Origin of the sequence: Streptomyces sp. NPDC007991 (assembly GCF_042958445.1) — a bacterium.
In the GTDB taxonomy this organism is placed as follows: Bacteria; Actinomycetota; Actinomycetes; order Streptomycetales; family Streptomycetaceae; genus Streptomyces.
Window position 1 is genome coordinate 529440 of record NZ_JBIBJD010000001.1, and the last position, 20276, is coordinate 549715.

The 20276-nt window shown below is 73.0% G+C and carries 14 protein-coding genes and 2 pseudogenes; 9 read left to right on the forward strand and 7 right to left on the reverse strand.

Features of this window, described 5'->3' with window-relative positions; all coding sequences use genetic code 11:
• Nucleotides 1-57: 57 nt before the first annotated feature.
• Nucleotides 58-300, forward strand: a pseudogene (locus tag ACFZDA_RS02215) (multicopper oxidase domain-containing protein); the annotation flags it as partial.
• A gap of 236 nt (nucleotides 301-536) precedes the next feature.
• Complete coding sequence (locus ACFZDA_RS02220; RefSeq protein ID WP_391073530.1) at nucleotides 537-1097, forward strand: PDZ domain-containing protein; 561 nt, start codon at nucleotides 537-539, stop codon at nucleotides 1095-1097.
• Here ACFZDA_RS02220 and ACFZDA_RS02225 read toward each other — a convergent pair.
• Nucleotides 1090-1230: pseudogene (locus tag ACFZDA_RS02225) on the reverse strand (phosphodiesterase); the annotation flags it as partial. The gene ACFZDA_RS02220 and the pseudogene ACFZDA_RS02225 sit on opposite strands and share 8 nt — an antisense overlap.
• Nucleotides 1231-1405: 175 nt before the next feature.
• Here ACFZDA_RS02225 and ACFZDA_RS02230 point away from each other — a divergent pair.
• The 3 genes from ACFZDA_RS02230 to ACFZDA_RS02240 are packed head-to-tail and all read left to right on the forward strand — an operon-like array spanning nucleotide 1406 to nucleotide 4333.
• The gene (locus ACFZDA_RS02230; protein WP_391073533.1) at nucleotides 1406-2533 is read left to right on the forward strand and encodes a M24 family metallopeptidase; all 1128 of its coding nucleotides are present in this window, start codon (nucleotides 1406-1408) and stop codon (nucleotides 2531-2533) included.
• 47 nt (nucleotides 2534-2580) lie between these two features.
• Nucleotides 2581-3588, forward strand: coding sequence for a phosphotransferase (locus ACFZDA_RS02235; protein ID WP_391074561.1), 1008 nt, complete (start codon nucleotides 2581-2583; stop codon nucleotides 3586-3588).
• 40 nt (nucleotides 3589-3628) lie between these two features.
• Complete coding sequence (locus ACFZDA_RS02240; protein ID WP_391073536.1) at nucleotides 3629-4333, forward strand: hypothetical protein; 705 nt, start codon at nucleotides 3629-3631, stop codon at nucleotides 4331-4333.
• A gap of 13 nt (nucleotides 4334-4346) precedes the next feature.
• Here ACFZDA_RS02240 and treZ read toward each other — a convergent pair whose 3' ends face one another.
• On the reverse strand, nucleotides 4347-6092 hold the full coding sequence (treZ, locus tag ACFZDA_RS02245; protein ID WP_391073538.1) for a malto-oligosyltrehalose trehalohydrolase: 1746 nt from the start codon (nucleotides 6090-6092) through the stop codon (nucleotides 4347-4349).
• 173 nt (nucleotides 6093-6265) lie between these two features.
• Between treZ and ACFZDA_RS02250 the strand changes: the two genes are divergently transcribed.
• Nucleotides 6266-6817, forward strand: coding sequence for an FHA domain-containing protein (locus tag ACFZDA_RS02250; RefSeq protein ID WP_391073540.1), 552 nt, complete (start codon nucleotides 6266-6268; stop codon nucleotides 6815-6817).
• 227 nt (nucleotides 6818-7044) lie between these two features.
• Nucleotides 7045-8397, forward strand: a complete 1353-nt coding sequence (locus ACFZDA_RS02255; protein WP_391074564.1) for a M14 family zinc carboxypeptidase — start codon at nucleotides 7045-7047, stop codon at nucleotides 8395-8397.
• A gap of 31 nt (nucleotides 8398-8428) precedes the next feature.
• On the opposite strand, the gene ACFZDA_RS02260 is transcribed toward ACFZDA_RS02255, so the two are convergent.
• From ACFZDA_RS02260 to glgX, 3 genes are all read right to left on the reverse strand, one after another.
• Entirely contained in the window at nucleotides 8429-9679 is a 1251-nt protein-coding gene (locus ACFZDA_RS02260) for a M14 family zinc carboxypeptidase (protein WP_391073543.1), read from the reverse strand.
• A 520-nt stretch (nucleotides 9680-10199) separates the two neighbouring features.
• Nucleotides 10200-12569, reverse strand: coding sequence for a malto-oligosyltrehalose synthase (treY, locus tag ACFZDA_RS02265; protein WP_391073546.1), 2370 nt, complete (start codon nucleotides 12567-12569; stop codon nucleotides 10200-10202).
• A gap of 126 nt (nucleotides 12570-12695) precedes the next feature.
• Entirely contained in the window at nucleotides 12696-14837 is a 2142-nt protein-coding gene (gene glgX, locus ACFZDA_RS02270; RefSeq protein WP_391073549.1) for a glycogen debranching protein GlgX, read from the reverse strand.
• A gap of 346 nt (nucleotides 14838-15183) precedes the next feature.
• On the opposite strand from glgX, the gene ACFZDA_RS02275 reads away from it, so the two are divergent.
• Both ACFZDA_RS02275 and ACFZDA_RS02280 read left to right on the forward strand, forming a co-directional pair.
• The gene (locus ACFZDA_RS02275; RefSeq protein WP_359036713.1) at nucleotides 15184-16425 is read left to right on the forward strand and encodes an SAV2148 family HEPN domain-containing protein; all 1242 of its coding nucleotides are present in this window, start codon (nucleotides 15184-15186) and stop codon (nucleotides 16423-16425) included.
• 118 nt (nucleotides 16426-16543) lie between these two features.
• Nucleotides 16544-17260 (forward strand): exonuclease domain-containing protein, encoded by a 717-nt coding sequence (locus tag ACFZDA_RS02280; protein ID WP_391073552.1) that lies wholly within the window; start codon nucleotides 16544-16546, stop codon nucleotides 17258-17260.
• 108 nt (nucleotides 17261-17368) lie between these two features.
• Here the strand turns inward: ACFZDA_RS02280 and ACFZDA_RS02285 are convergent, their stop codons facing one another.
• Both ACFZDA_RS02285 and ACFZDA_RS02290 read right to left on the reverse strand, forming a co-directional pair.
• Nucleotides 17369-19573 (reverse strand): glycoside hydrolase family 97 catalytic domain-containing protein, encoded by a 2205-nt coding sequence (locus ACFZDA_RS02285; protein ID WP_391073554.1) that lies wholly within the window; start codon nucleotides 19571-19573, stop codon nucleotides 17369-17371.
• A gap of 239 nt (nucleotides 19574-19812) precedes the next feature.
• Nucleotides 19813-20193, reverse strand: a complete 381-nt coding sequence (locus tag ACFZDA_RS02290) for an RICIN domain-containing protein (RefSeq protein ID WP_391073557.1) — start codon at nucleotides 20191-20193, stop codon at nucleotides 19813-19815.
• Nucleotides 20194-20276: the final 83 nt, after the last annotated feature.

Sequence of the window (20276 nt, forward strand, 5' to 3'; positions counted from 1 at the left end):
GGTGGTGCGCCCGGGGGTTTCCCCTTGACCGACATCATCGACAAGCCGGCCGACGCCATGGACACGGGGCGTCAGGCGCCCGCCCCGGCCGAACTGACGCCGTACATCGCGCCGCTGCCCGTCCCGCCCGTCCTGGGTCCGGCCTCCGGTGACGTCCTGCGCGAGACCGAGATCGCCCTGCGCCCCGCCTGGGTGCGCCTGCACCCGCAGCTCCCGCCGACCCTGATGTGGGGCTACGACGGCCAGGTGCCGGGCCCGACCATCGAGGTCCGGCGCGGACAGCGCGTGCGCATCGCCTACGGGGAGGGCCACACGGGCCGACCGGCCCGACCGGCCCCGCGACCACGGCTCGCACCGCATCCGGAAGGCCGGGTGCGGTGCGAGCCGTGCCGTCGTTCCGGCCTCCCCGGAAGGCCGGGGAGGCCGGATCAGTCTCACTCGTTCGTGGCTCATCGCGCGCCGGTGTGCCGGGTAGAGCACCAGCCGTGATCGTTCCGCATCCGACGGAGGCGGTCCGCACCATCCGGAGGCGAGCCATGGAACAGACCGCGCTGCGACCCAAGCCGATGCCGGGTCGGGAGCCCCAAGGGGCGGCGTCGGCGACGGGGGCAGGCCCGTCACGGCCCCGTCAGCATGCCGCCCGGCGCCGCGGGCGGCGGCTGCTCAACGTACTGTGCGCCGGGTTCGCCGGCGTCGTCCTGGTCCTGTCGGGGATCGGCCTCGGGGCGATGGGCGCCACGGTGATCGGCACGGGCGCCGGCCTCGATCCGCGGGGGTGGCACACGCTGTCGCCGGCCAGTCCCTCGCCGTCCGCCGCCGTGTCCGCGCCGGCCGCCGTGACCCTCGGCGTGGAGGTCATGGACGCCGGGAAGCCGGGGGCCCTGGTCGTCGGACTCCATGTCCCCGGGCCGGCTCAGGAAGCGGGCCTGGTCCGCGGTGACCTGCTCCTCGTCGTCGGCACGACCCGCATCGACACGGCCGCCGACCTGGCCCGGGCCGTCGCCCGCGCCCGCCCCGGCACCGAGGTGAGGCTGACGGTGCGGCACCGCAGCGGCGGCTACCGGCAGCTGACGGTCGTACCGGCTGTCGTCACGTGACCACCCGGAAGTGGCTCGTGAGCCGCCCTGTGTCGGCCAGGACGTGGAAGGCGACGAGCGGGCGCCCCGCGAGCGACGTCGCGGCGGGCGTGTGCGCGTGGCCGGTGATCAGCCCGGCGATCCCGGGCCGGCGGGCACTATCGAACGGTTAATGGATGGCAAGCATCCAAGCATTATTTTCTCATGCATGAGCAACGCTGTGCCGTTAGTAGTGATGCTCGGACGAAGTACGCAGACCGCTCGCGCCGCCCCCTCCGGCCGGGCAGGATGCTGCCCGTAGCCCCTTCGTCCGTCCCTGGGAGGTCCGGATGACCGGAAGTACGGCCGCGTCCTTCACCGCCGACGACTACCGGGCCCGTATGGAGCGGGCCGCGCGGACGGCCGCCGAGGCCGGTCTCGCGGGCCTGCTGGTGGCCCCTGGACCGGATCTGGTGTGGCTCACCGGCTACACGCCCCCGGCGGTCACCGAACGGCTCACCCTGCTGGTCCTCACCGCCGGGCAGCACCCCGTCCTCGTCGTCCCCGCACTGGAGGCCCCGGACGCGCAGAAGGCGGCCGGCGCGCCCGCCCTGACCCTGCGCGACTGGACCGACGGCAAGGACCCCTACGCCGCCACCGCCGCCCTGCTCGACGCCTCCGGCCGGTTCGGCATCAGCGACAACGCCTGGGCCCTGCACCTGCTGGCCTTGCAGCAGGCCGTGCCCGGCAGCTCCTACACCTCGCTCACCGAGGCCCTGCCGATGCTGCGCGCCGTCAAGGACGCGGCGGAGCTGGAGCTCATGACGGCCGCGGGAGCCGCCGCCGACGCGACGTTCGAGGAGATCCGGAACGTCCCCTTCGCAGGCCGCCGGGAATCGGAGGTGGCCGCCGACCTCGACCGGCTGCTGCGCCGGTACGGACACGAGCAGGTCGACTTCACCATCGTCGCCTCCGGACCGAACGGCGCCAACCCGCACCACGAGGCCGGCGACCGCGTCATCGAACACGGCGACATGGTCGTCCTCGACTTCGGCGGCCTGAAGGACGGCTACGGCTCCGACACCTCCCGCACGGTCCACGTCGGCGCGCCCACCGACGAGGAACGCCGCGTGCACGACATCGTGCGCGAGGCCCAGGATGCGGGGTTCCAGGCCGTGCGCCCGGGCGCCGCCTGCCAGGACGTGGACCGGGCCGCCCGCGCGGTCATCGCCGGCGCCGGCTACGGCGAGTACTTCATCCACCGCACCGGACACGGCATCGGCGTCACCACCCACGAGCCGCCGTACATGATCGAGGGCGAAGAGCGGCCCCTCGTGCCCGGCATGTGCTTCTCCGTGGAACCCGGCATCTATCTGCCCGGCCGGTTCGGCGTGCGCATCGAGGACATCGTGACGGTCACCGAGGACGGCGGGCGGCGCCTGAACACCACCTCCCGCGAGCTGGTCATAGTGGAGTGACGGCACCGATGTCCACCACACGCCTTACGAACGGCAACGGCGCGACCATGACCCAGGCACCGACACCCACCGCGGACACCGTCCGCCGACTGGTCCGTTCCCTGCTCAAGAATGGCGGCAAGGACGGCGGCAAGGAAGGCCAGGAAGGCAAGAGGGGCAGGGGCGGCGGAGAGCCCGAGCAGGGCGGGGGCCGCGCCGCCGGCCCCGACGTCCGGCCCGCCACCGAGGGCGCCGGCCCGGCCACCTGGTGGGTCGGCACCCGCCATGTGCTGCGCCTCGCCCCCGACCGCGACGCCACCGTGCGCCAGCGCCGCGAACTGCGCCTGCGCGACCTCGTCCGCCCGCACGTCCCGGTGGCGGTGCCGGTCAGCGTGGCGCACGGCGAGTGGGCGGCCGGGCTGACCTACACGCTGGACACCAAGCTGCCGGGCGGCTCGGGCGAGGAGCACGACGTGTCCGCCGTCGGCGAGGCCGACCTCGCCGGACTGCTCTCGGGGCTGCGCGAGGTGCCGGTCCGGCAGGCCGAGACCCTCGGCGTGCCGCGGGCCGCGCCGCGTTCCCTGGAGGCACTGCGCCGGGCCGCCGTACGCGCCGCCGAACGCCTCGCCGACGCCGACGAGTTCGACGCCGCCCGCCTGAACCAGCTCACGGCGCCCGCCGCGGCCCAGCTCGCCGCACAGTCCGGCTCGGCGGTCCTCACCCACCACGCGCTCACGGGCGGCCATCTCGTGGTCAGCGCCGACGGACGCGTGCGCGGCGTCCTCGGCTGGGCCGGCGCGGTCGTCGGCGACCCGGCCGAGGACATCGCGGGCCTCGCGCTCGCCGTCGGCTCACCCGCGGCCGTACGCGCCGCCACCCTCGCCGGCTACGGCGCCCGCCCCTGCCTGCGCGGCCTGTGGCTGGCCCGCTGCGACACGGTCGTCCACCTCGCCGAGGCCCTCACGGGCCGGGACAGGGGCCGGCTGACCGCGCTGCGCACGCAGCTGCGCCGGGCCTGGGAGCCGATCCTGCTGGAACGGGTCACGGACCTGCGGGACGCGGACGACGCCCTGTAGCGGCGCGGGCCGCCGTGTGCCGTACGGCTATCCTCCGCCCATGAAGCGCACCGTCGCGACCGTGTCCCTGCTGGCCGCCGCCCTCACGTGCCTGGCCGGCTGCTCCGGCACCGCCGCCCGGGCCAAGCCCAAAGCCACGGCTTCCCCGGCGCGGCAGCCCACCCCGGCGGAACGCATCACCAGGCTCCTGGTCGCCCCGGCCGACCTCGGCACCGGCTACTCGGTACGGGAGTTCGACCCGGCCGAGGGGAAGTCCGTCTTCGCCAGGTCCGCGCAGGAGATCACCGGCGACGCGCCCTGTACACCGCTGGCGGCCATGACGCACCAGTTGCCCCTCGGCAGGCCGCAGGCCTTCCTGAGCCGCGTCGTCACGACCGAGGAGGCCCCCGGCACCCGGATCTACGTCACCCTCGCCACCTACGACCAGGGCATGGCGGTGACGGCGATGGACACCCTCCTCGCCGACGCCGTGCAGGGCTGTTCCCTCGGCTTCACCGCCAAGGCGAACGGCACCAGCGAGCTGTACGACCCGTTCGAGCCCGAGGACACCCCCGCGGCCGGCGACGAGGCCCTCGCCTACCGCGGGGTCGTCACGGTCGAGGGCGGCGCGTCGAGGCCCGTCCGCACCACCGTCGTACGCCACGCGGACGTCATCGCCGTCTACACGGCGGTGGGCGGCGCCTTCATCGCGCGACCGGGCCTCCTGGCGCCGGTGATCGAGGCGCAGGACGCGAAGCTCGGCTGACCCCTCCCGAGGTTCAGTCCTGCACGAGCACCACGGCCGACTCCGCGGGCAGCCGCACCACCCCGTCCGCCCCGGGCGTCTCCACCGGCTCCCACGCTGCCAGCACACGCGCGTGCGGGACGCCGAGCGGCAGCGCGGCCGGTTCCGGCGCCAGGTTCACCGCCACGAGGACGTCCCCGCGCCGGAAGGCGATCCAGCGGCGCTCCTCGTCGTAGGCGACCTTGGTGTCGGCGAGGTCGGGATCGGTCAGGTCGGGCTGCTCGCGGCGCACGGCGAGGAGCCGCCGGTACCAGTCCAGCACGCGCGCGTGGGGCTCGCGTTCCGGCTCGGACCAGTCGAGGCAGGAGCGGTCCCGGGTCGCCGGGTCCTGCGGGTCGGGCACGTCCTCCTCCTTCCAGCCGTGCGCGGCGAACTCCCGCCGCCTGCCCCGCCGTACCGCGTCCGCCAGCTGCGGGTCGGTGTGGTCGGTGAAGAACTGCCAGGGTGTGCCCGCCGCCCACTCCTCGCCCATGAAGAGCATCGGCGTGAAGGGGGCCGTCAGGGTCAGCGTGGCCGCACAGGCCAGCAGCCCGGGGGAGACCAGGGCCGAAAGCCGGTCCCCCTGGGCGCGGTTGCCCACCTGGTCGTGGGTCTGGCTGTAGCCGAGCAGCCGGTGCCCGGCCACCCGCGTCCGGTCCAGGGGGCGCCCGTGGTGCCGCTCCCGGAAGCTGGAGTACGTCCCGTCGTGGAAGTAGCCGCCGGTGAGGGTCTTGGCGAGCCCGGCGAGCGGAGCGCGCGCGAAGTCGGCGTAGTAGCCCTGCGACTCGCCGGTCAGCGTGGTGTGCAGGGCGTGGTGGAAGTCGTCGTTCCACTGCGCGTGCAGTCCGAGGCCGCCCTCGTCCCGGGAGGTGATGATCCGCGGGTCGTTCAGGTCCGTCTCGGCGACCAGGAACAGCGGCCGGTCCACCTCGGCGGCCAGGGCGTCCACGGCCGTCGACAGCTCCTCCAGGAAGTGGAGCGCGCGCGTGTCCACCAGGGCGTGCACCGCGTCCAGGCGCAGCCCGTCGATCCGGTAGTCGCGCAGCCATGCCAGCGCGCTGCCGACGAGGAAGGCGCGCACCTCGTCCGAGCCGGGCGCGTCCAGGTTGACCGCGGCGCCCCAGGGCGTGTGATGCCGGTCCGTGAGGTACGGCCCGAAGAGGGGCAGATAGTTGCCGGACGGGCCGAAGTGGTTGTGCACCACGTCGAGCACCACGCCGAGGCCCCGTTCGTGAGCCCGGTCGACGAAGCGTTTCAGCGCCTCGGGCCCGCCGTACGGCTCGTGCACGGCCCACAGCGAGACGCCCTCGTACCCCCAGCCGTGCGTGCCGGGGAAGGGGCACAGCGGCATCAGCTGCACGTGCGTGACGCCCAGTTCGGCGAGGTGGCCGAGCCGCTCGGCCGCCGCGTCCAGGGTGCCCTCGCGCGTGTACGTCCCGACGTGCAACTCGTACAGCACCGCGCCGGGCAGCGGCCGTCCCGGCCACTGTGCGCGCCACTCGTACCGCTCGTGGTCGACGACCGCGCTCAGCCCGTCCGGGCCGTCCGGCTGCCGGCGTGAGCACGGATCGGGCCGTAGCGGACCGTCGTCGAGGGCGAAGCCGTACCGGGACCCGTCGCGTGCGTCCGCCTCGCCCCGCCACCATCCCGTCCGTTCCGGATCGCGCTCCAACGCGCGCGTGACGCCGTCGCACTGGAGCGTCACACGGCCTGCCTGCGGTGCCCACACCTCGAACTGCACGGACGGTTCCCCTTCGTCTGCTCACCGTGATGTAGCCCGTCCATGGTGCGTCAAACGCGATCAATCCGCTGGCGCATCCACCCATTTGCGGCGGGTCTCGGCAGGTACGCGCGCGTGGCGGGCGTTCTCCCGTTTCCTGGACAGCCCGGCCGCACTGCCCGACAATCACGAACGTGACGTCGTCCTTCGAGTTCAACACCTACCCGGCGCGGTTGTCCGACGTGGAGCGCGACAGGGCGCTGAAGGTGCTTCGTGACGGCGTCGCCATGGGCCGCCTCTCCCACGACACGTTCATCCGCCGCATGGAACTGGCGCTCGCCGCCCGCCGCCCGGACGAACTCGCCGTGCTCACCGCCGACCTTCCCACGGAGAGCCGGTTCTCCCGCCTGGTGTTCGGCACCGTCGAGGCGGTCTCCGGATTCACCGTACGGCTGCGCAGAGCCTGGCAGGCCGAGCGCCTGCCCAAGCTGCAGCTGCCGCACCCGTCGCACAGCCACCCGCTGCGCATAGGCCGCGACCCCGCCAGCGGACTGCGTCTCAACCACGAGACCGTCTCCCGCGTCCACGCCGAACTCCGCCACCAGGGCGGCATGTGGGTGCTGCGCGACCTCGGCTCCACCAACGGCACGACGGTGAACGGACGGCGCGTCGTCGGCGCGGCCGTCGTGCGCGAGGGCGACCAGGTCGGGTTCGGGCGGATGACGTTCCGGCTGTCGGACGGCTGACGGGGAACCGCCGCGCGGCCGGCTGCCCGGGAACCAGCGCGCGGCCGCTGGCCGGAAACCGAGCCACACCTTAGCTCTGGCCTTGGATTTACCGGCTGTCGCTCCCCGGGGAGTGGCTCAAAACCCATTGTGTTCCACGGTGTTGACGTACCCCTGAAGTCGTGACTGACTGTGCGTACGCCATGTACAGCTGGTGAAGTGACGGCACCGCATCGGGGAGGTGTGCCCTGCCGCCCCTCCTGCACTACCCGACCGTCGACGAACTGGGCGCCCGGGCCGCCGCACTCGTCGCCCGCCACCCGCGAGATGCCCGGCTGCGCAGGATCGGCACATCCCGCGCGGGCACTCCCCTGTGGCTGCTCTGCGTCGGCCACGGCAGCCGCCAGGCCCTCGTCGTCGCCGGACCCCACGCCAACGAACCCGTGGGCGGCGCCACCGCGCTGCGCCTGGCCGAGCGGGCGCTGGCCGACCCGCGGCTCACCGAGGGCGCCGACGCCACCTGGAACCTGCTGCTGTGCCTCGACCCGGACGGGCTGCGCCGCAACGAGGGCTGGCTGACCGGCCCGTACACACTCGGACAGTACTTCCGGAACTTCTTCCGGCCCGGCTTCCTGGAGCAGCCCGAGTGGCTGCCCGACGGCGCGGCCGGCGCCGCCCTGCCGGAGACCCGGGCCCTGCTCGACGTCCAGGACGAACTGCGGCCCTTCCTCCAGTGCTCCCTGCACGGCGTCGACGTCGGCGGCGGCTTCGTCGAGCTCACCGACGACCTGCCCGGCCTCGGCCGGCGCCTCGCCCACATCGCCGCCCGGCTCGGCATCCCCCGCGAACTCGGCGCCTACGACGCCCTGTACTGGCCCGGACTCGGACCCGCCGTCTACCGCATCCCGCCGCCGCGCCCGGCCGGCCTCGCCGCGGCCATCACGGAGGCCGCCGTCGAGTCGACGTGGTTCCACCCGCACCGGCACGGCACCGTCACCGCGGTCGTCGAAGCGCCCATGTGGGGCGTGGCGGCCGTGACGGACGGCTCCCCGCCCGCCGACCGGGACGCGGTGCTGCGGGCCGTGAGCCGCACCCTGCGCCATGACACGGGGCTCCTGCGGCACCTCCTGGCCCGCGTCCGCCCGCACCTCGCCACCGTGCCCGACGCCGCGCGCCTGCTGGCCCCGGTCGACGACTATTTACTGGTCTGCCCCGGTCTCGCCGACGCCTGGGACCCCGACACCGGCGACGGCGCGGCCCACCCCCTGCCGCCGATGAGCACCGCCCACCTCGCCGCCCTGCGCGTCTCCGGGCGCCGGCTGGCCCTGCGCACCGCCGGTCTCCTGCACCAGCTCGTGCGGGCCTCGGGACACGACCCGGCCGGGGCGCTGCCGGAGCTGGACCGGCTGATCGACGAGTGGTGCGCCGACTACCGCGACGGCTGCGGGGCGCACTGGATCCCGGTGGCCCGCCAGGCGGAGTACCAGGCGCGGGTGGTGCTCGCCGCCTTCGAACTGGCCGCGCGGGACACGCGCGCGTGCTCCGGCCCGGGCGAGCCGGGGTGGGAATCGGGTGCGGCGGTGCCGATGCAGCGGGAGTGACGGCGCGATGACGGCGCGGTCGGGCCGGTGTCTACGACGTCCCCTCGCGCGCGTGCAGCGCCGCGGCGACCACCGTGCGGGACTGGTGCTCGACCTGGTGCTCCAGCGGCACCCAGCGGGCCCTGAAGCGTTCCGCGAACGCGTCGCTCCAGGTCGCCACGAGTTCCTCCAGTTGCCCGGCCGCCCGGTCGTCGGTCCCGCGCAGCACCCGCCGCAGCATCGCCGCCGCCCGCAGCGGCACCCGGCGCGCGAACGCGTCCACGCTGCCGACGTAGGCCCGGGTGGGGTCGGCGGGCGGGATGCGCACCAGGTCGTCGGCCAGCCCCGGCACCAGCTCCAGCCCCCACCGCGCGGCCCGCAGCAACGGTCCGTCCAGGTCCGCGAGCCGGGGCAGCGCGCCGTCGAGGACCCGCGTCACCTCCAGCGCGTCCCGTCGCAGCCGGCCCGCGAGCTGCCCGATCGCCGCCGCCGGGGCGGGATGCGGAGCCGGGTCGTCCACCAGGTCGCTCGCCCACATCGGCACCTCGACCACCGCGGTCAGACCGCCGTACCGGTGGGCGTGGTACCAGGTGCTGTGCCGCGCGTCGTCCGGCAGGCTCGGGTACGCGGGCCCGGTCTCCGGCGGGGGCATGACGTGCACGCCCGGCCCGGAGGCGGGCCAGCCCGCGGCGTCCGAGGCGCCGGTCTCCACCGGGATGTGCAGCTCCGCCGCGGACTTGGCGAACGGCTCGGCCAGCCCGGGCACGTCCTTCGTCAACTGCACCCAGCTGCCGCCCAGGTCCGTGCCGTGCAGCGTCACCTGGAGGTAGGGCCGCAGCTCGTCGATGACGCCGGTCAGGGCCCGGGTCTCGGGCGGCAGCCGGTCCGGCGGCAGCAGGGACGGGGCCCACTCCGGCTGCTCCGGGCCCGCGGGGCGGAAGAAGCCGAGGTGGTAGTCGAAGAGGCTGCGCGGCGCCGGCGTCATGTGCAGACTCGCCCCGTCGGGGTCCGCGCACAGCAGGAAGTGCCAGGAGATGCCGTCGCGCAACTCCCGCTGTGCCAGTACCCGTCGGGCCAGCGCCAGCAGGGTGCAGGAGCCGGTCGGCTCGTTGGCGTGGGCGCCGGCGACCACCAGCACCGCGCGGCGGGCGCGGCCCACCGACAGCAGGTGCAGTGGCCTGCCCGCACGCGAGGCACCCACCTGCCGCAGGGTGCACAGCCCGGGCCGACGAGAGGTCAACGCCCGGGCGGCCAGGGCCTGTTCGGCCACTGTCGGGTAGCGCAGCTCCGGCAGGACACTCACCCCCGTCACATCCGGCCGAGTTCGCCAATCGCAGTACCCCACGGCCATGGGGCGGTGTCAAGGGCATGACGGGGGCGGCTCCACGGGGCGCCCGGAAGCATGGCCGGCCGGCGCGCGACGGGCCTGCCGGCCGGTGTGCGTCACCGCTGCCCGCGTGGCGTCACCGGCGCGTTGTCACCGCTGGTGAGGCCCGCGTCCGGCCAGGGCCAGGAACACCTCACCGACCGCCTCCGACCAGTGTGAGGCGTTGCGGTGTCCGGTGGGTCCGGTGGGTCCGGTGGGTCCGGAGGCGGCCGGGTGGCGTACCGCGCACACCGGCGTGGGTGCCGCGTTGCCTGTGCCCGGCGTGCCCGGCGTGCCCGGCGTGCCCGGCGTGCCCGGCGTGCTCGCGGGGTGTGGGGCGTTGCCGTGTCCGGTGTGCCTGGAGGCGGCCGGGGTGGCGTACCGCGCACACCCGCGTGGGTGCCGCGCTGCCCGGCCCCGCCCGCCGCGTGCCTGCCGCGCCGCGAGCAGCCCCGCCTCAGTCGCCCACCCGCTCCAGCAACGCCACCGGCAGCCGCTCGAACAGTTCCTCCACGCGTGCGTGGCCCGTGAACTCCCGGGCCGGTTCCAGCGTGTCCGCCCAGCGGCCCGGCGGCAGCGGCAGCCGGGTGTCCTGCCAGCCGCCCGCCTCCGCGAGCCGGAGCGACAGGCGGCTCACGGCCGTCACCACCTCACCGGAGCGGGCGAACGCCAGGCAGTGGGCCGCCATCGGTCCCTGGGCCGGCAGCGGCTGGTACGTCGCCGTGTCGCCGAAGGCGCCGGGGCGTCGTGCCCGCAGCCCGAGTGCCGACCGCGTCACCGCGATCTTCTCCCCGGACGTCCCGCCGGACTCCTCGGGCGGGAAGCTCACCGCCCGCCGGTTGTCGGGGTCGACCAGCGCCCGGGACTCGGCCTCCGTGCCCTGGTAGACGTCCGGCACCCCCGGCATCGTCAGCTGGACCAGGGCGGTGCCCAGCACGTTCGCCCGGATGTGCGGCGCGAGAGAGTCCCGGAACGCGGCGATCCGCTCACCCGGCGTCCCGCACGGCCCGGCCGCCACGAACCCCGCCACCGCCTCCTCGTACGGCGGCTCCTGCTCGGTCCAGCTGGTGAACAGGCCCGCCTCGCGCACGTGCTTCAGCAGCGCCCCCTGGACCCGCTCCAGCGCCCCGGACGCCGGGCCGAGCCCGAACACCGTCTGCCAGGCCGCCCACGCCAGTTGCGCGTCCGGCACGCCGTCGCCGGTGCGCGTCACCTCGGCGAGGACGTCCGCCCAGCGCTCCGGGCACTCGGTGAGCACGTGCAGCGCCGCCCGGACATCGGCACTGCGCTTCGTGTCGTGCGTCGAGGCGACCGTCCCGGTCAGCGGCCAGTCGCGCTGCACGCGCGCGCAGTACGCGTGGAACTCCTCCGGCGACAGCGCCGGACCGCCCGGATTCCCGCCCACCTCGGTCGCCGACAGCAGCGGCACGTACCGGTAGAACGCCGTGTCCTCCACGGACTTCGCCCGCAGCGCCGACGAGGTCTGCGCGAACCGCGTCCGGAACTCCAGCTGCGCGGGCCCGTCGCCGTACCGCCCCAGCACGAGGTCCCGCACGACGTCCACGGCACCGGCCTCCTCGGGCACGGCGAAGGCGAGCCGGGCCTCGGCGGCGGCCTCCTCGGTGACCACGGACGCCGCGTCGACGGACTCGTACGGCCGGTAGACCTCCAGCCGCACCAGCAGCTCCTGGAGCGCGGTGCGCAGCGCCCAGGGCGCGCGGTCGCGCAGCGCTGGCTCCGGCGAAGTCGCGCACAGCCGGGCCGCCACCCGCACCAGCCGGTCGGTCTCGGTCGCCAGCTCGTGCGTGAGGACCTTGTACGCCGCCCGCCGTACCGTCGCCTCCCACTGCCCGCCCCGGTCCGTCTGCGGGGCCGCGAACCGCCGGTACTGCCCCAGCAGCTCCCCGAACCCGGCGGGATCCGTGAAGAGCCCGTCCACGTGCCGCAGGGCGTCGTAGCCGGTGGTGCCCGCGACGGGCCAGGAGGCCGGCAGCCGCTCACCGTCGGCCAGGATCTTCTCCACGACGGTCCAGCGGCCCCCGGTCGCCTCGTGCAGCCGCCGGAGGTAGCCGTCGGGGTCGGCGAGACCGTCGGGGTGGTCGACGCGCAGCCCGTCGATCACGCCCTCGTGGAGCAGCTGGAGGACCTTGTCGTGGGTGGCCTCGAACACCTCCGGGTCCTCCACCCGCACCCCGATCAGCTCCGAGATGCTGAAGAACCGCCGGTAGTTGAGCTCGGTCCGGGCCAGCCGCCACCACACCGGGCGGTACCACTGCGCGTCCAGCAGGTGCGGCAACGGCAGGTCCTCGGTGCCCTCGCGCAGCGGGAACACATGGTCGTAGTAGCGCAGGACGTCACCGTCGACGCGCAGCTCCCCGAGCACGTCGCCGAGCGGCCCGCCGAGCACCGGCAGCAGGACCTGGCCGTCCTGCGCCTCCCAGTCGATGTCGAACCAGCGCGCGTACGGCGACTTCGGGCCCTCGCGGAGCACCTCCCACAGGGCGCGGTTGTGGCGCGGGGCCATGGCCATGTGGTTCGGGACGATGTCCACCACCAGGCCGAGGCCGTGTTCGCGCGCCGTGCGCGCCAGCGCCCGCAGTCCCTCCTCGCCGCCCAGTTCCTCGCGCACGCGCGCGTGGTCGACGACGTCGTAGCCGTGCCCCGAGCCGGGCACGGCCTCCAGGACGGGGGACAGATGCAGGTGGGAGACGCCGAGCGAGGCCAGATACGGCACGACGGCCGCCGCGGCCCCGAACGGGAACTCGGGCTGCAGTTGCAGCCGGTACGTGGCCGTGGGCACCACCGGGTCAGGTCGCTCAGGTGTCATGCAGACCTACGTACCCGCCCCGCCGCCGTTCGTGTCATCGCCCGCGCCAGGTGCGCCGCGCGTCGCCCGGACGAGTGGCTCTGTCCGGGCGGCGAAACGGGGGCGAACCGGGCGTCGCGCCGCCGGCTACACGGGCCGCTGGAGCACCGTCATGCTCCGGTCGGCCAGGGTCAGCCGGTCACCGGCCTGCACCTTCGGGCCCGTGCCGGGCGGCACACCGTCCGCGCGGGCCGTGTCGACGACCACCTGCCACTGCCGCCCGTGGTTGACCGGAACCAGGAATTCCAGCGGCTTGGGCGAGGCGTTGAACATCAGCAGGAACGAGTCGTCGGTGATGCGCTCCCCGCGCGGGCCCGGCTCCGAGATCGCGTTGCCGTTGAGGAACACCGTCAGCGCCGAGGCCCGAGCCGAGTCCCAGTCCCGCTGGGTCATCTCGCGGCCCTCGGGGGTGAACCAGGCGATGTCGGACAGGTCGTCGTGGGTGCCCTCCACCGGCCGGCCGTGGAAGAAGCGCCGGCGGCGCAGGACCGGGTGGTCCCGGCGCAGCCACACCATCGCGCGCGTGAAGGCCAGCAGCTCCCGGCTCAGGCCCCCCTCGCCTTCCTCGCCGTCACCGCCGTCGGCCGGCCACTCGACCCAGGCCAGTTCGTTGTCCTGGCAGTAGGCGTTGTTGTTGCCGCACTGGGTGCGGGCGAACTCGTCGCCGTGGCTGATCATGGGCACGCCCTGGGACAGCATCAGCGTCGCGATGAAGTTCCGCATCTGCCGGGCCCGCAGCCGCAGCACGTCCGGGTCGCCGGTCTCGCCCTCGGTCCCGCAGTTCCAGGACCGGTTGTGGCTCTCGCCGTCGCGGTTGTCCTCGCCGTTGGCCTCGTTGTGCTTGTCGTTGTACGACACGAGATCGTGCAGGGTGAAGCCGTCGTGGCAGGTCACGAAGTTGATGGAGGCCAGCGGGCGCCGCCCGTCGTCCTGGTACAGGTCGGACGAGCCGGTCAGCCGTGAGGCGAACTCCGCGAGGGTGCGCTGCTCGCCCCGCCACAGGTCGCGCACGGTGTCCCGGTACTTGCCGTTCCACTCGGTCCACAGCGGCGGGAAGTTCCCCACCTGGTAGCCGCCCTCGCCCACGTCCCACGGCTCGGCGATCAGCTTGACCTGCGAGACCACGGGGTCCTGCTGCACCAGGTCGAAGAACGACGACAGCCGGTCCACCTCGTGGAACTGCCGGGCGAGCGTCGCCGCCAGGTCGAAGCGGAAGCCGTCGACGTGCATCTCCGTGACCCAGTACCGCAGCGAGTCCATGATCAGCTGGAGCACGTGCGGGGACCGCATGAGCAGGGAGTTCCCGGTCCCTGTCGTGTCCATGTAGTAGCGGGGGTCGTCCGTCAGCCGGTAGTAGCGCGAGTTGTCCAGGCCCTTGAAGGACAGGGTCGGGCCCAGGTGGTTGCCCTCGGCGGTGTGGTTGTAGACGACGTCGAGGATCACCTCGATCCCGGCCTCGTGCAGCGCCTTCACCGCCGACTTGAACTCCAGCACCTGCTGGCCGCGGTCACCCCAGGAGGCGTAGGCGTTGTGCGGGGCGAAGAAACCGATCGTGTTGTAGCCCCAGTAGTTGTTCAGGCCCATGTCGACCAGACGGTGATCGTTCACGAACTGGTGTACGGGCATCAGCTCCAGCGCCGTGACCCCGAGCTCCGTGAGGTGCTCGATGACCGCCGGGTGCGCGAGGGCCGCGTAGGTGCCGCGCAGCTCCTCCGGCAGGCCCGGGTGCCGCATGGTGAGGCCCTTGACGTGGGCCTCGTAGATCACCGTGTGGTGGTACTCGGTGCGCGGCAGGCGGTCGTCGCCCCAGTCGAAGTACGGGTTGACCACCACCGACGTCATCGTGTGCGGTGCCGAGTCGAGATCATTGCGCCGGTCGGGATCGTCGAAGTGGTAGCCGTAGACCTCCTCGCCCCAGCTGATCGAACCGCTGATCGCACGCGCGTACGGGTCGAGCAGGAGTTTCGCGGAGTTGCAGCGCAGCCCGCGCTCCGGGGCGTACGGGCCGTGCACCCGGAACCCGTACCGCTGTCCCGGCATGATGCCCGGCACGTACGCGTGCCGTACGAACGCGTCGCTCTCCCGGAGCTCGATCGCCGTCTCCGAGCCGTCGTCGTGCAGCAGACACAGCTCTACTCGGTCCGCGGCCTCCGAGAAGACCGCGAAGTTGGTCCCGGCGCCGTCGTACGTGGCACCGAGTGGATATGCCTCTCCAGGCCAGACCTGCATGGATACGACTCTTTCAGGTGAGCGGCGCCGGTGGGGACGCCTTGGTCCCGAGTCTCCCCGAAAGTGAGGGAACCTCCTATGACTTATCTCCCCCTTGCCGACTGACCAGTGCATATGCGTGATGCCGAACCAGTGGGGCACGTGATGCTATCGGGGCTCTTGGGGGAGTAGGGGGAAGATTGTCGCGGGGCAGGGCGGAGCGGCCCCGGCCCAGGGCAGCCTCGCGGCGGAGAACTGCCCTCCCCATCGGGCTGCACCGCCGACCGCTCCCGGAGTACCCTTCCTTGATCGTTGGGTGGGACCAGGCCCCTCGGGAGTGCTCGGGGGAGCGGAAGGCGGTGCGCGGGTGGGCTCGGGAGGGCTGGAGCTGCCCCCTGGTGACGAGGGTCACGAGGGGAACTCCGCAGACGTCCCGACCGGTGCCGTGTCCCTGGCGCGGCCGATGGACGCGACGGGCTCGATCGGCCCGGAGCTGGACTGGGACGCCGACGCCTGGCGCGAGGTGCGCACCCGCGCCCAGCGGGCCGGCCGGGCCTACATCTGGCTGAACCTCGTCGAGCAGCGGCTGCGCGCGGTCGTCGCCGCCGTCCTGCGCCCCGTGTACGAACCCGTCCACGGCGAGGACTGGGTGGTGGCCGCCGCCGGACCCGCCGGGCAGGAGTGGGTGCAGCGCGCGGTCGCCGTACGCGAGGTCAGCCGCCGCAAGGGCTATCTGCTCGACCCGGCCGACGACAACGTCCTGTCCTTCCTCACCCTGCCGCAGCTGCGCGAGCTCATGGTGCAGCACTGGCCTTGCTTCGAGCCCTACTTCGACGACCGCCGGGACGTCGAGCTCGCCCTGGACGAGCTGGAGGTCACCCGGAACGTCGTCTCCCGCAACCGGGCCCTGTCCGAGGCCGTCCTGAACCAGGCCGAGCGCGCCTCCGCCCGGCTGCTGGAGATGCTCGGCGCGGGCGGGGACGTGCCCTCCGCGCGCCGGCTGCCCATCGACGCGGTCGAGGACCTGGTCGGCGACCGGTACGCCGACGTGGTCGCCGTCCACCCGGACCGGGTGCGGCTGATGCGCCAGTTCCCGGCCGAGGACATCTTCGGCGGCGCCCGCCGTCTCGACGCCATCGGCATCGGCCTCAACCTGCTCGTGCAGAACTTCTCCGGCCGCCGCCTGGTCCGGCTGGCCGAGTCCGGCTGCCGGGTGCGGCTGCTGTTCCTCAACCCGGCCTCCAGCGCGGTCAAGCGGCGCGAACGCGAACTGGGCATCAAGCGCGGCGAGCTCAGCCGGGCCGTCGAGATGAACATCCTGCACATGCGCCGGGTGCGGGCGCGGCTGCGCGACCCGGGGGCCTTCGAGATCCAGGTCTTCGACGAGACGCCCCGCTTCACGGCGTACCTGGTCGACGGCGACGGGGCGGACGGCATCGCGGTCGTGCAGAACTACCTGCGCCGGACCCGTGGGATGGAAGCGCCGGTGTTCGTGCTGCGCAACAGCGGCAAGGTGGTCAAGTCGGGCGAGATCGACGAAAGTGGCCTCTTTCCCACCTATCGCGAGGAGTTCGAGGTGATGTGGGCGGATTCGCGGCCGGTGTCGTGAACTGTGCCTCCTGGCCGCGTGGTTCGGCGCCGAAGCGGAGCGCGGTCCTCTGATTGTCAGTGGTGCATGGGAAGGTGGAGACCACTGGGGGAACGCACCACGGAAGGGGGGCCCGCCCATGGGCTGGCACCAGGAGCTGCTGATCGGCTTCGACCTGGAGACGACGGGCACGGATCCGCGCGAGGCGCGCATCGTCACGGCAGCCGTGATCGAGGTCAGGGCCGGGCAGCCGATGGGGCGCCGGGAGTGGCTGGCCGACCCGGGGGTGCCGATCCCCGCGGACGCGGTGGCGGTGCACGGCATCAGCAGCGAGCGCGCGGCGGCCGAGGGCAGACCGGCCGACCAGGTGGCGGACGCCCTCGCCGACGTCCTCACCTCCTACTGGAAGGCGGGCGTGCCGGTCGTCGCCTACAACGCCGCCTTCGACCTGACCCTGCTCTCCGCCGAGCTGCGCCGCCACGGACTGCCGTCCCTGCGCGACCGCCTGGGCGGCGTGGACCCCGCCCCGGTCATCGACCCGTACACCATCGACCGCTGGGTCGACCGCTACCGCCGGGGCAAACGCAACCTCGAAGCGGTCTGCGCCGAGTACGGCGTCGTCCTCGACTCCGCCCATGACGCCATGGCCGACGCCCTCGCGGCGGCCCGCCTGGCCGGTGCGATAGCCGCCCGCCACCCCAAGATCGCCTCCCTCGGCCCGGCGGACCTCCACCGCCGCCAGATCGAGTGGTACGCGCAGTGGGCGGCGGACTTCCAGAGCTTCCTGCGCGGCAAGGGCGACGCGGCGGCACTGGTGGACGGGGCATGGCCGCTGAGAGAGCCGGCGGACGCCTAGCAGTGCTTCGTTACCGTGGGACACGAAGGCCTCCGTGCGGTGAATCCTGATCCGACCGGACGCCCTCGCCTCCTCCATGGACCCGAACGCCTGCCTTCTTCAACGGCGTCAGGAAACGGTGAACAGCTGGTGGTCGGCGCCGTCGAACGGGCGTTGTTCCAACTGGTCGCCCTGGGCGCTGCCCGCGGTGAGGTAGAGACCGCTGTGGCGGTTGAGTAGCCGGATACGGCCGTTGCCCGCGTCTTCCGCCAGCCACTCGTCGTTGGTGTTCGCGTTGGCCTCGTACTGGTACTGGATGACCTTCGCGCCCGCGTCGCGGGACGCGTTCCGGATGACGACGTCCTTGCCGCTGGCCTGGCTGACGATCCGCGTGTACCCGTCGTCGAGGGGCACGAACGCGAAGCGCTGGTTGACGGCGCCGTTGCTGGGCCAGCGAATGATCTCGGCGTTGTCCGCGACACTTCCGCTCTTCACGTCGAGGACGTGGCTGCCGCCGGCGATGGCCACCGTGCGGTTGCCGGTCGGGACGACCGGGACCTTGGTCAGCCTGACCACGTGGCCGCCGCCCGCGACCGCCGGGATGCTCAGCGTGTCACCGGCCTTGATGACCTTGCTGGTGCGGGTCAGACCGTTGGAGCCGTCGGTGGTGATCTCCGCGTGCCAGGTACCGGAGCCGAGGAACGTGGTCGGGTAGGCGATGGCGGTGGCGCCGCCGCGCCTGAACGCTCCGACGAACCACCGGTCGCCGCTGCGACGAGCGATGACCCCTCCGGTGAGCGGGTCGCCCGAGACGTACTTCGTCTCGTCCCACACGGTCGGCAGCATGCGCAGCCACCGCTGTGCCTCCGGCCGGGCCTGGTAGTCCGAAATACGGCTGCCCGGCAGCATGATGCCGCTGTCCAGGAGTACGGCGAGGGCGAGTTCGGCGGCGTCGCTGTTCGGGTTGCCCTGCTGGAAGCTCATCGGCGAGTAGTCGGCGGGGCCGATTGCGCCGCGCGTGAACGGGAGCGCGGCCACGTGCCCGATGTTCCGCCCGCCGGAGTATTCCTCGCCCCGGACGGCCTCATTGGTCAGCACCTGCGGCCAGGTGCGGTGGACGCCGACGGACAGGCGCGAGCCGTGCAGGTCGACCATCAGCTTGTACCGGGCTGTGTCGGCCAGGGCTGCGTCGTACCACTGGTGACGGGCCTGGGCCTCGGAACCCATGAAGTCGATCTTGACGCCGACGACACCCCATCCGGTGATCTTGGTGAACTCGGCGTCCCGCTCGGTGGCGGTGTCCAGGTCCTGCCAGTGGTACCAGAGCATGATCCGCACGCCGCGGGCCCGGGCGTAGTCGACGAGCTCGGGAATGATCGACTGGGCGCCCTTCCAGCCGTCGTCCACCAGAAGGTAGGGCCACCCCTGCGAGGAGGCGTAGTCGGCCCACTGCTTGAGTTTGGTCAGGTCGCGCTGGGTGGCCGTCTGGCCGTCCAGCCACGGCCATGCGGCGACACCCGGCTTGATCCAGGAGGTGTCGGAGACCTTCGACGCGGGTGCGACGTCGTCGACCAGCGTGGACTCCACAATCGTCGCCGTGCTGCCGATGGTGGCCGTGCGCCATGGCGTGGTGAACGCGCCGGATCGCGCGATCTGCGCGTCGGCCAGCGTGACGGTGAACCGGCCGGTGCCCTGAGTGTGGGCGAACCGGCCACCCGAATAGCCCCCGTCCACACCGGACTCGGCGAGCAGCACCCGCGCGCCGTTGGCGTGTTGGGCGAACATGCCCATGTCGTAAGAGCCCGTCGGAACGTCGGCGACCGTGGAGGTCGCATAACCCATCTCGTGATCGGGACTGAACGCCTGCCGGGACAGCTGGGCGTCGGTCGGCAGCTCGAACGAGGTCGCCTCGCGCAGCACCGTCGCGCCCGACGGCATCTCGTAGCGCAGCGCCAGCCCCTCCGCGGATGTGCGGACGTGCACGGTCATCCGCGCGGAGCCCTTGGCGAACACCAGCCTCGTCTCGGTCGCGGACCGCGCTCGAACGCGGGACTTCCCCGCCTTGACCTCGTAGTTGTACGAGATGGGCGAATCGGTGCGGCTGACGAACTCCAGTCCGGTCGTGTAGTCGACTTGACTGGTCAGCAGCCCGATCGGAGCGGGTATCAGGGCTTGCCGGCAGTTCCAGGTTGCGCCGAGCGAGAGGGCGCCGTTCGCGTCCAGCGCCACGGTGGCGCGGACCCCGTCGCAGCCGGTCTGCGGAACCCCGGGCTGGACCGAGGTCCAGCTCCCCGGCGTCGCAGCGGACGCGGGCACCGCGGTGGCCGAGCCCATGAGGGCGAGGACGGCGATGGCCGTTCCAGCGACTCGAGCTCCGCTTCGTTGCAGGAGTTTCATGCGACCTTCCGGTTGATTCGGGGTCCACCGTGTATCACTCGCACCTGATTTCCGGCACGGAGACTGGCGTTACATCCCATGTATGTCAAGGGTGGGACCGCTCAAAGCCCTGGAGGCGGCTCCGAGATGAGTCACCGTCAGGATTTGACCGGATGTCTGGATCCGCTGGGAGGCACCTAGCCGGTGACGCGGTGGAAGGTCCACCGCTGGTTGGAGCTGCCGACGTCGCGGTACTGGATCAGCGCGGCACCGTCGTCCGTACTGCCTCCCTTGACATCGAGCACCTTGCCGCTGTTGCGGTTGACCAGGATGAATTCGCCACCGGTCTGCGGGCGCAGCTGCCACTGCTGGCTCGTCCTGCCGTCGGCGGTCGTCTGAACGACCGCCGCGCCGTCCGCCGTTGAGGACCCTGCCACGTCGAGCACCTTGCCGCCGTTGAGGCAGGTGATGGTGTGGTAGCCGTCCCCGGTGGACTGGAAGGCCCACTGCTGGTTGCCTTGGCCGGAGTAGGGCCACTGGATCACGGCGGCGCCGTCCGCGTTCGACGCACCGGACACGTCGGCGACCGTAGCGAGGGCGACCAGGGTGATCCTACTGACCAAACTGGACCGCTACGAATCCTCCACGGCCTGGAACTCCG

What these genes read in the sequence shown, in the direction of transcription:
- ACFZDA_RS02220 (WP_391073530.1), top strand. Translation starts at nt 537, where the DNA reads ATGGAACAGACCGCGCTGCGACCCAAGCCGATGCCGGGTCGGGAGCCC.
- ACFZDA_RS02230 (WP_391073533.1), top strand. Translation starts at nt 1,406, where the DNA reads ATGACCGGAAGTACGGCCGCGTCCTTCACCGCCGACGACTACCGGGCC.
- ACFZDA_RS02240 (WP_391073536.1), top strand. Translation starts at nt 3,629, where the DNA reads ATGAAGCGCACCGTCGCGACCGTGTCCCTGCTGGCCGCCGCCCTCACG.
- treY (WP_391073546.1), bottom strand. Translation starts at nt 12,569, where the DNA reads ATGACACCTGAGCGACCTGACCCGGTGGTGCCCACGGCCACGTACCGG.
- glgX (WP_391073549.1), bottom strand. Translation starts at nt 14,837, where the DNA reads ATGCAGGTCTGGCCTGGAGAGGCATATCCACTCGGTGCCACGTACGAC.
- ACFZDA_RS02280 (WP_391073552.1), top strand. Translation starts at nt 16,544, where the DNA reads ATGGGCTGGCACCAGGAGCTGCTGATCGGCTTCGACCTGGAGACGACG.
- ACFZDA_RS02285 (WP_391073554.1), bottom strand. Translation starts at nt 19,573, where the DNA reads ATGGGCTCGGCCACCGCGGTGCCCGCGTCCGCTGCGACGCCGGGGAGC.
- ACFZDA_RS02235 (WP_391074561.1), top strand. Translation starts at nt 2,581, where the DNA reads ATGACCCAGGCACCGACACCCACCGCGGACACCGTCCGCCGACTGGTC.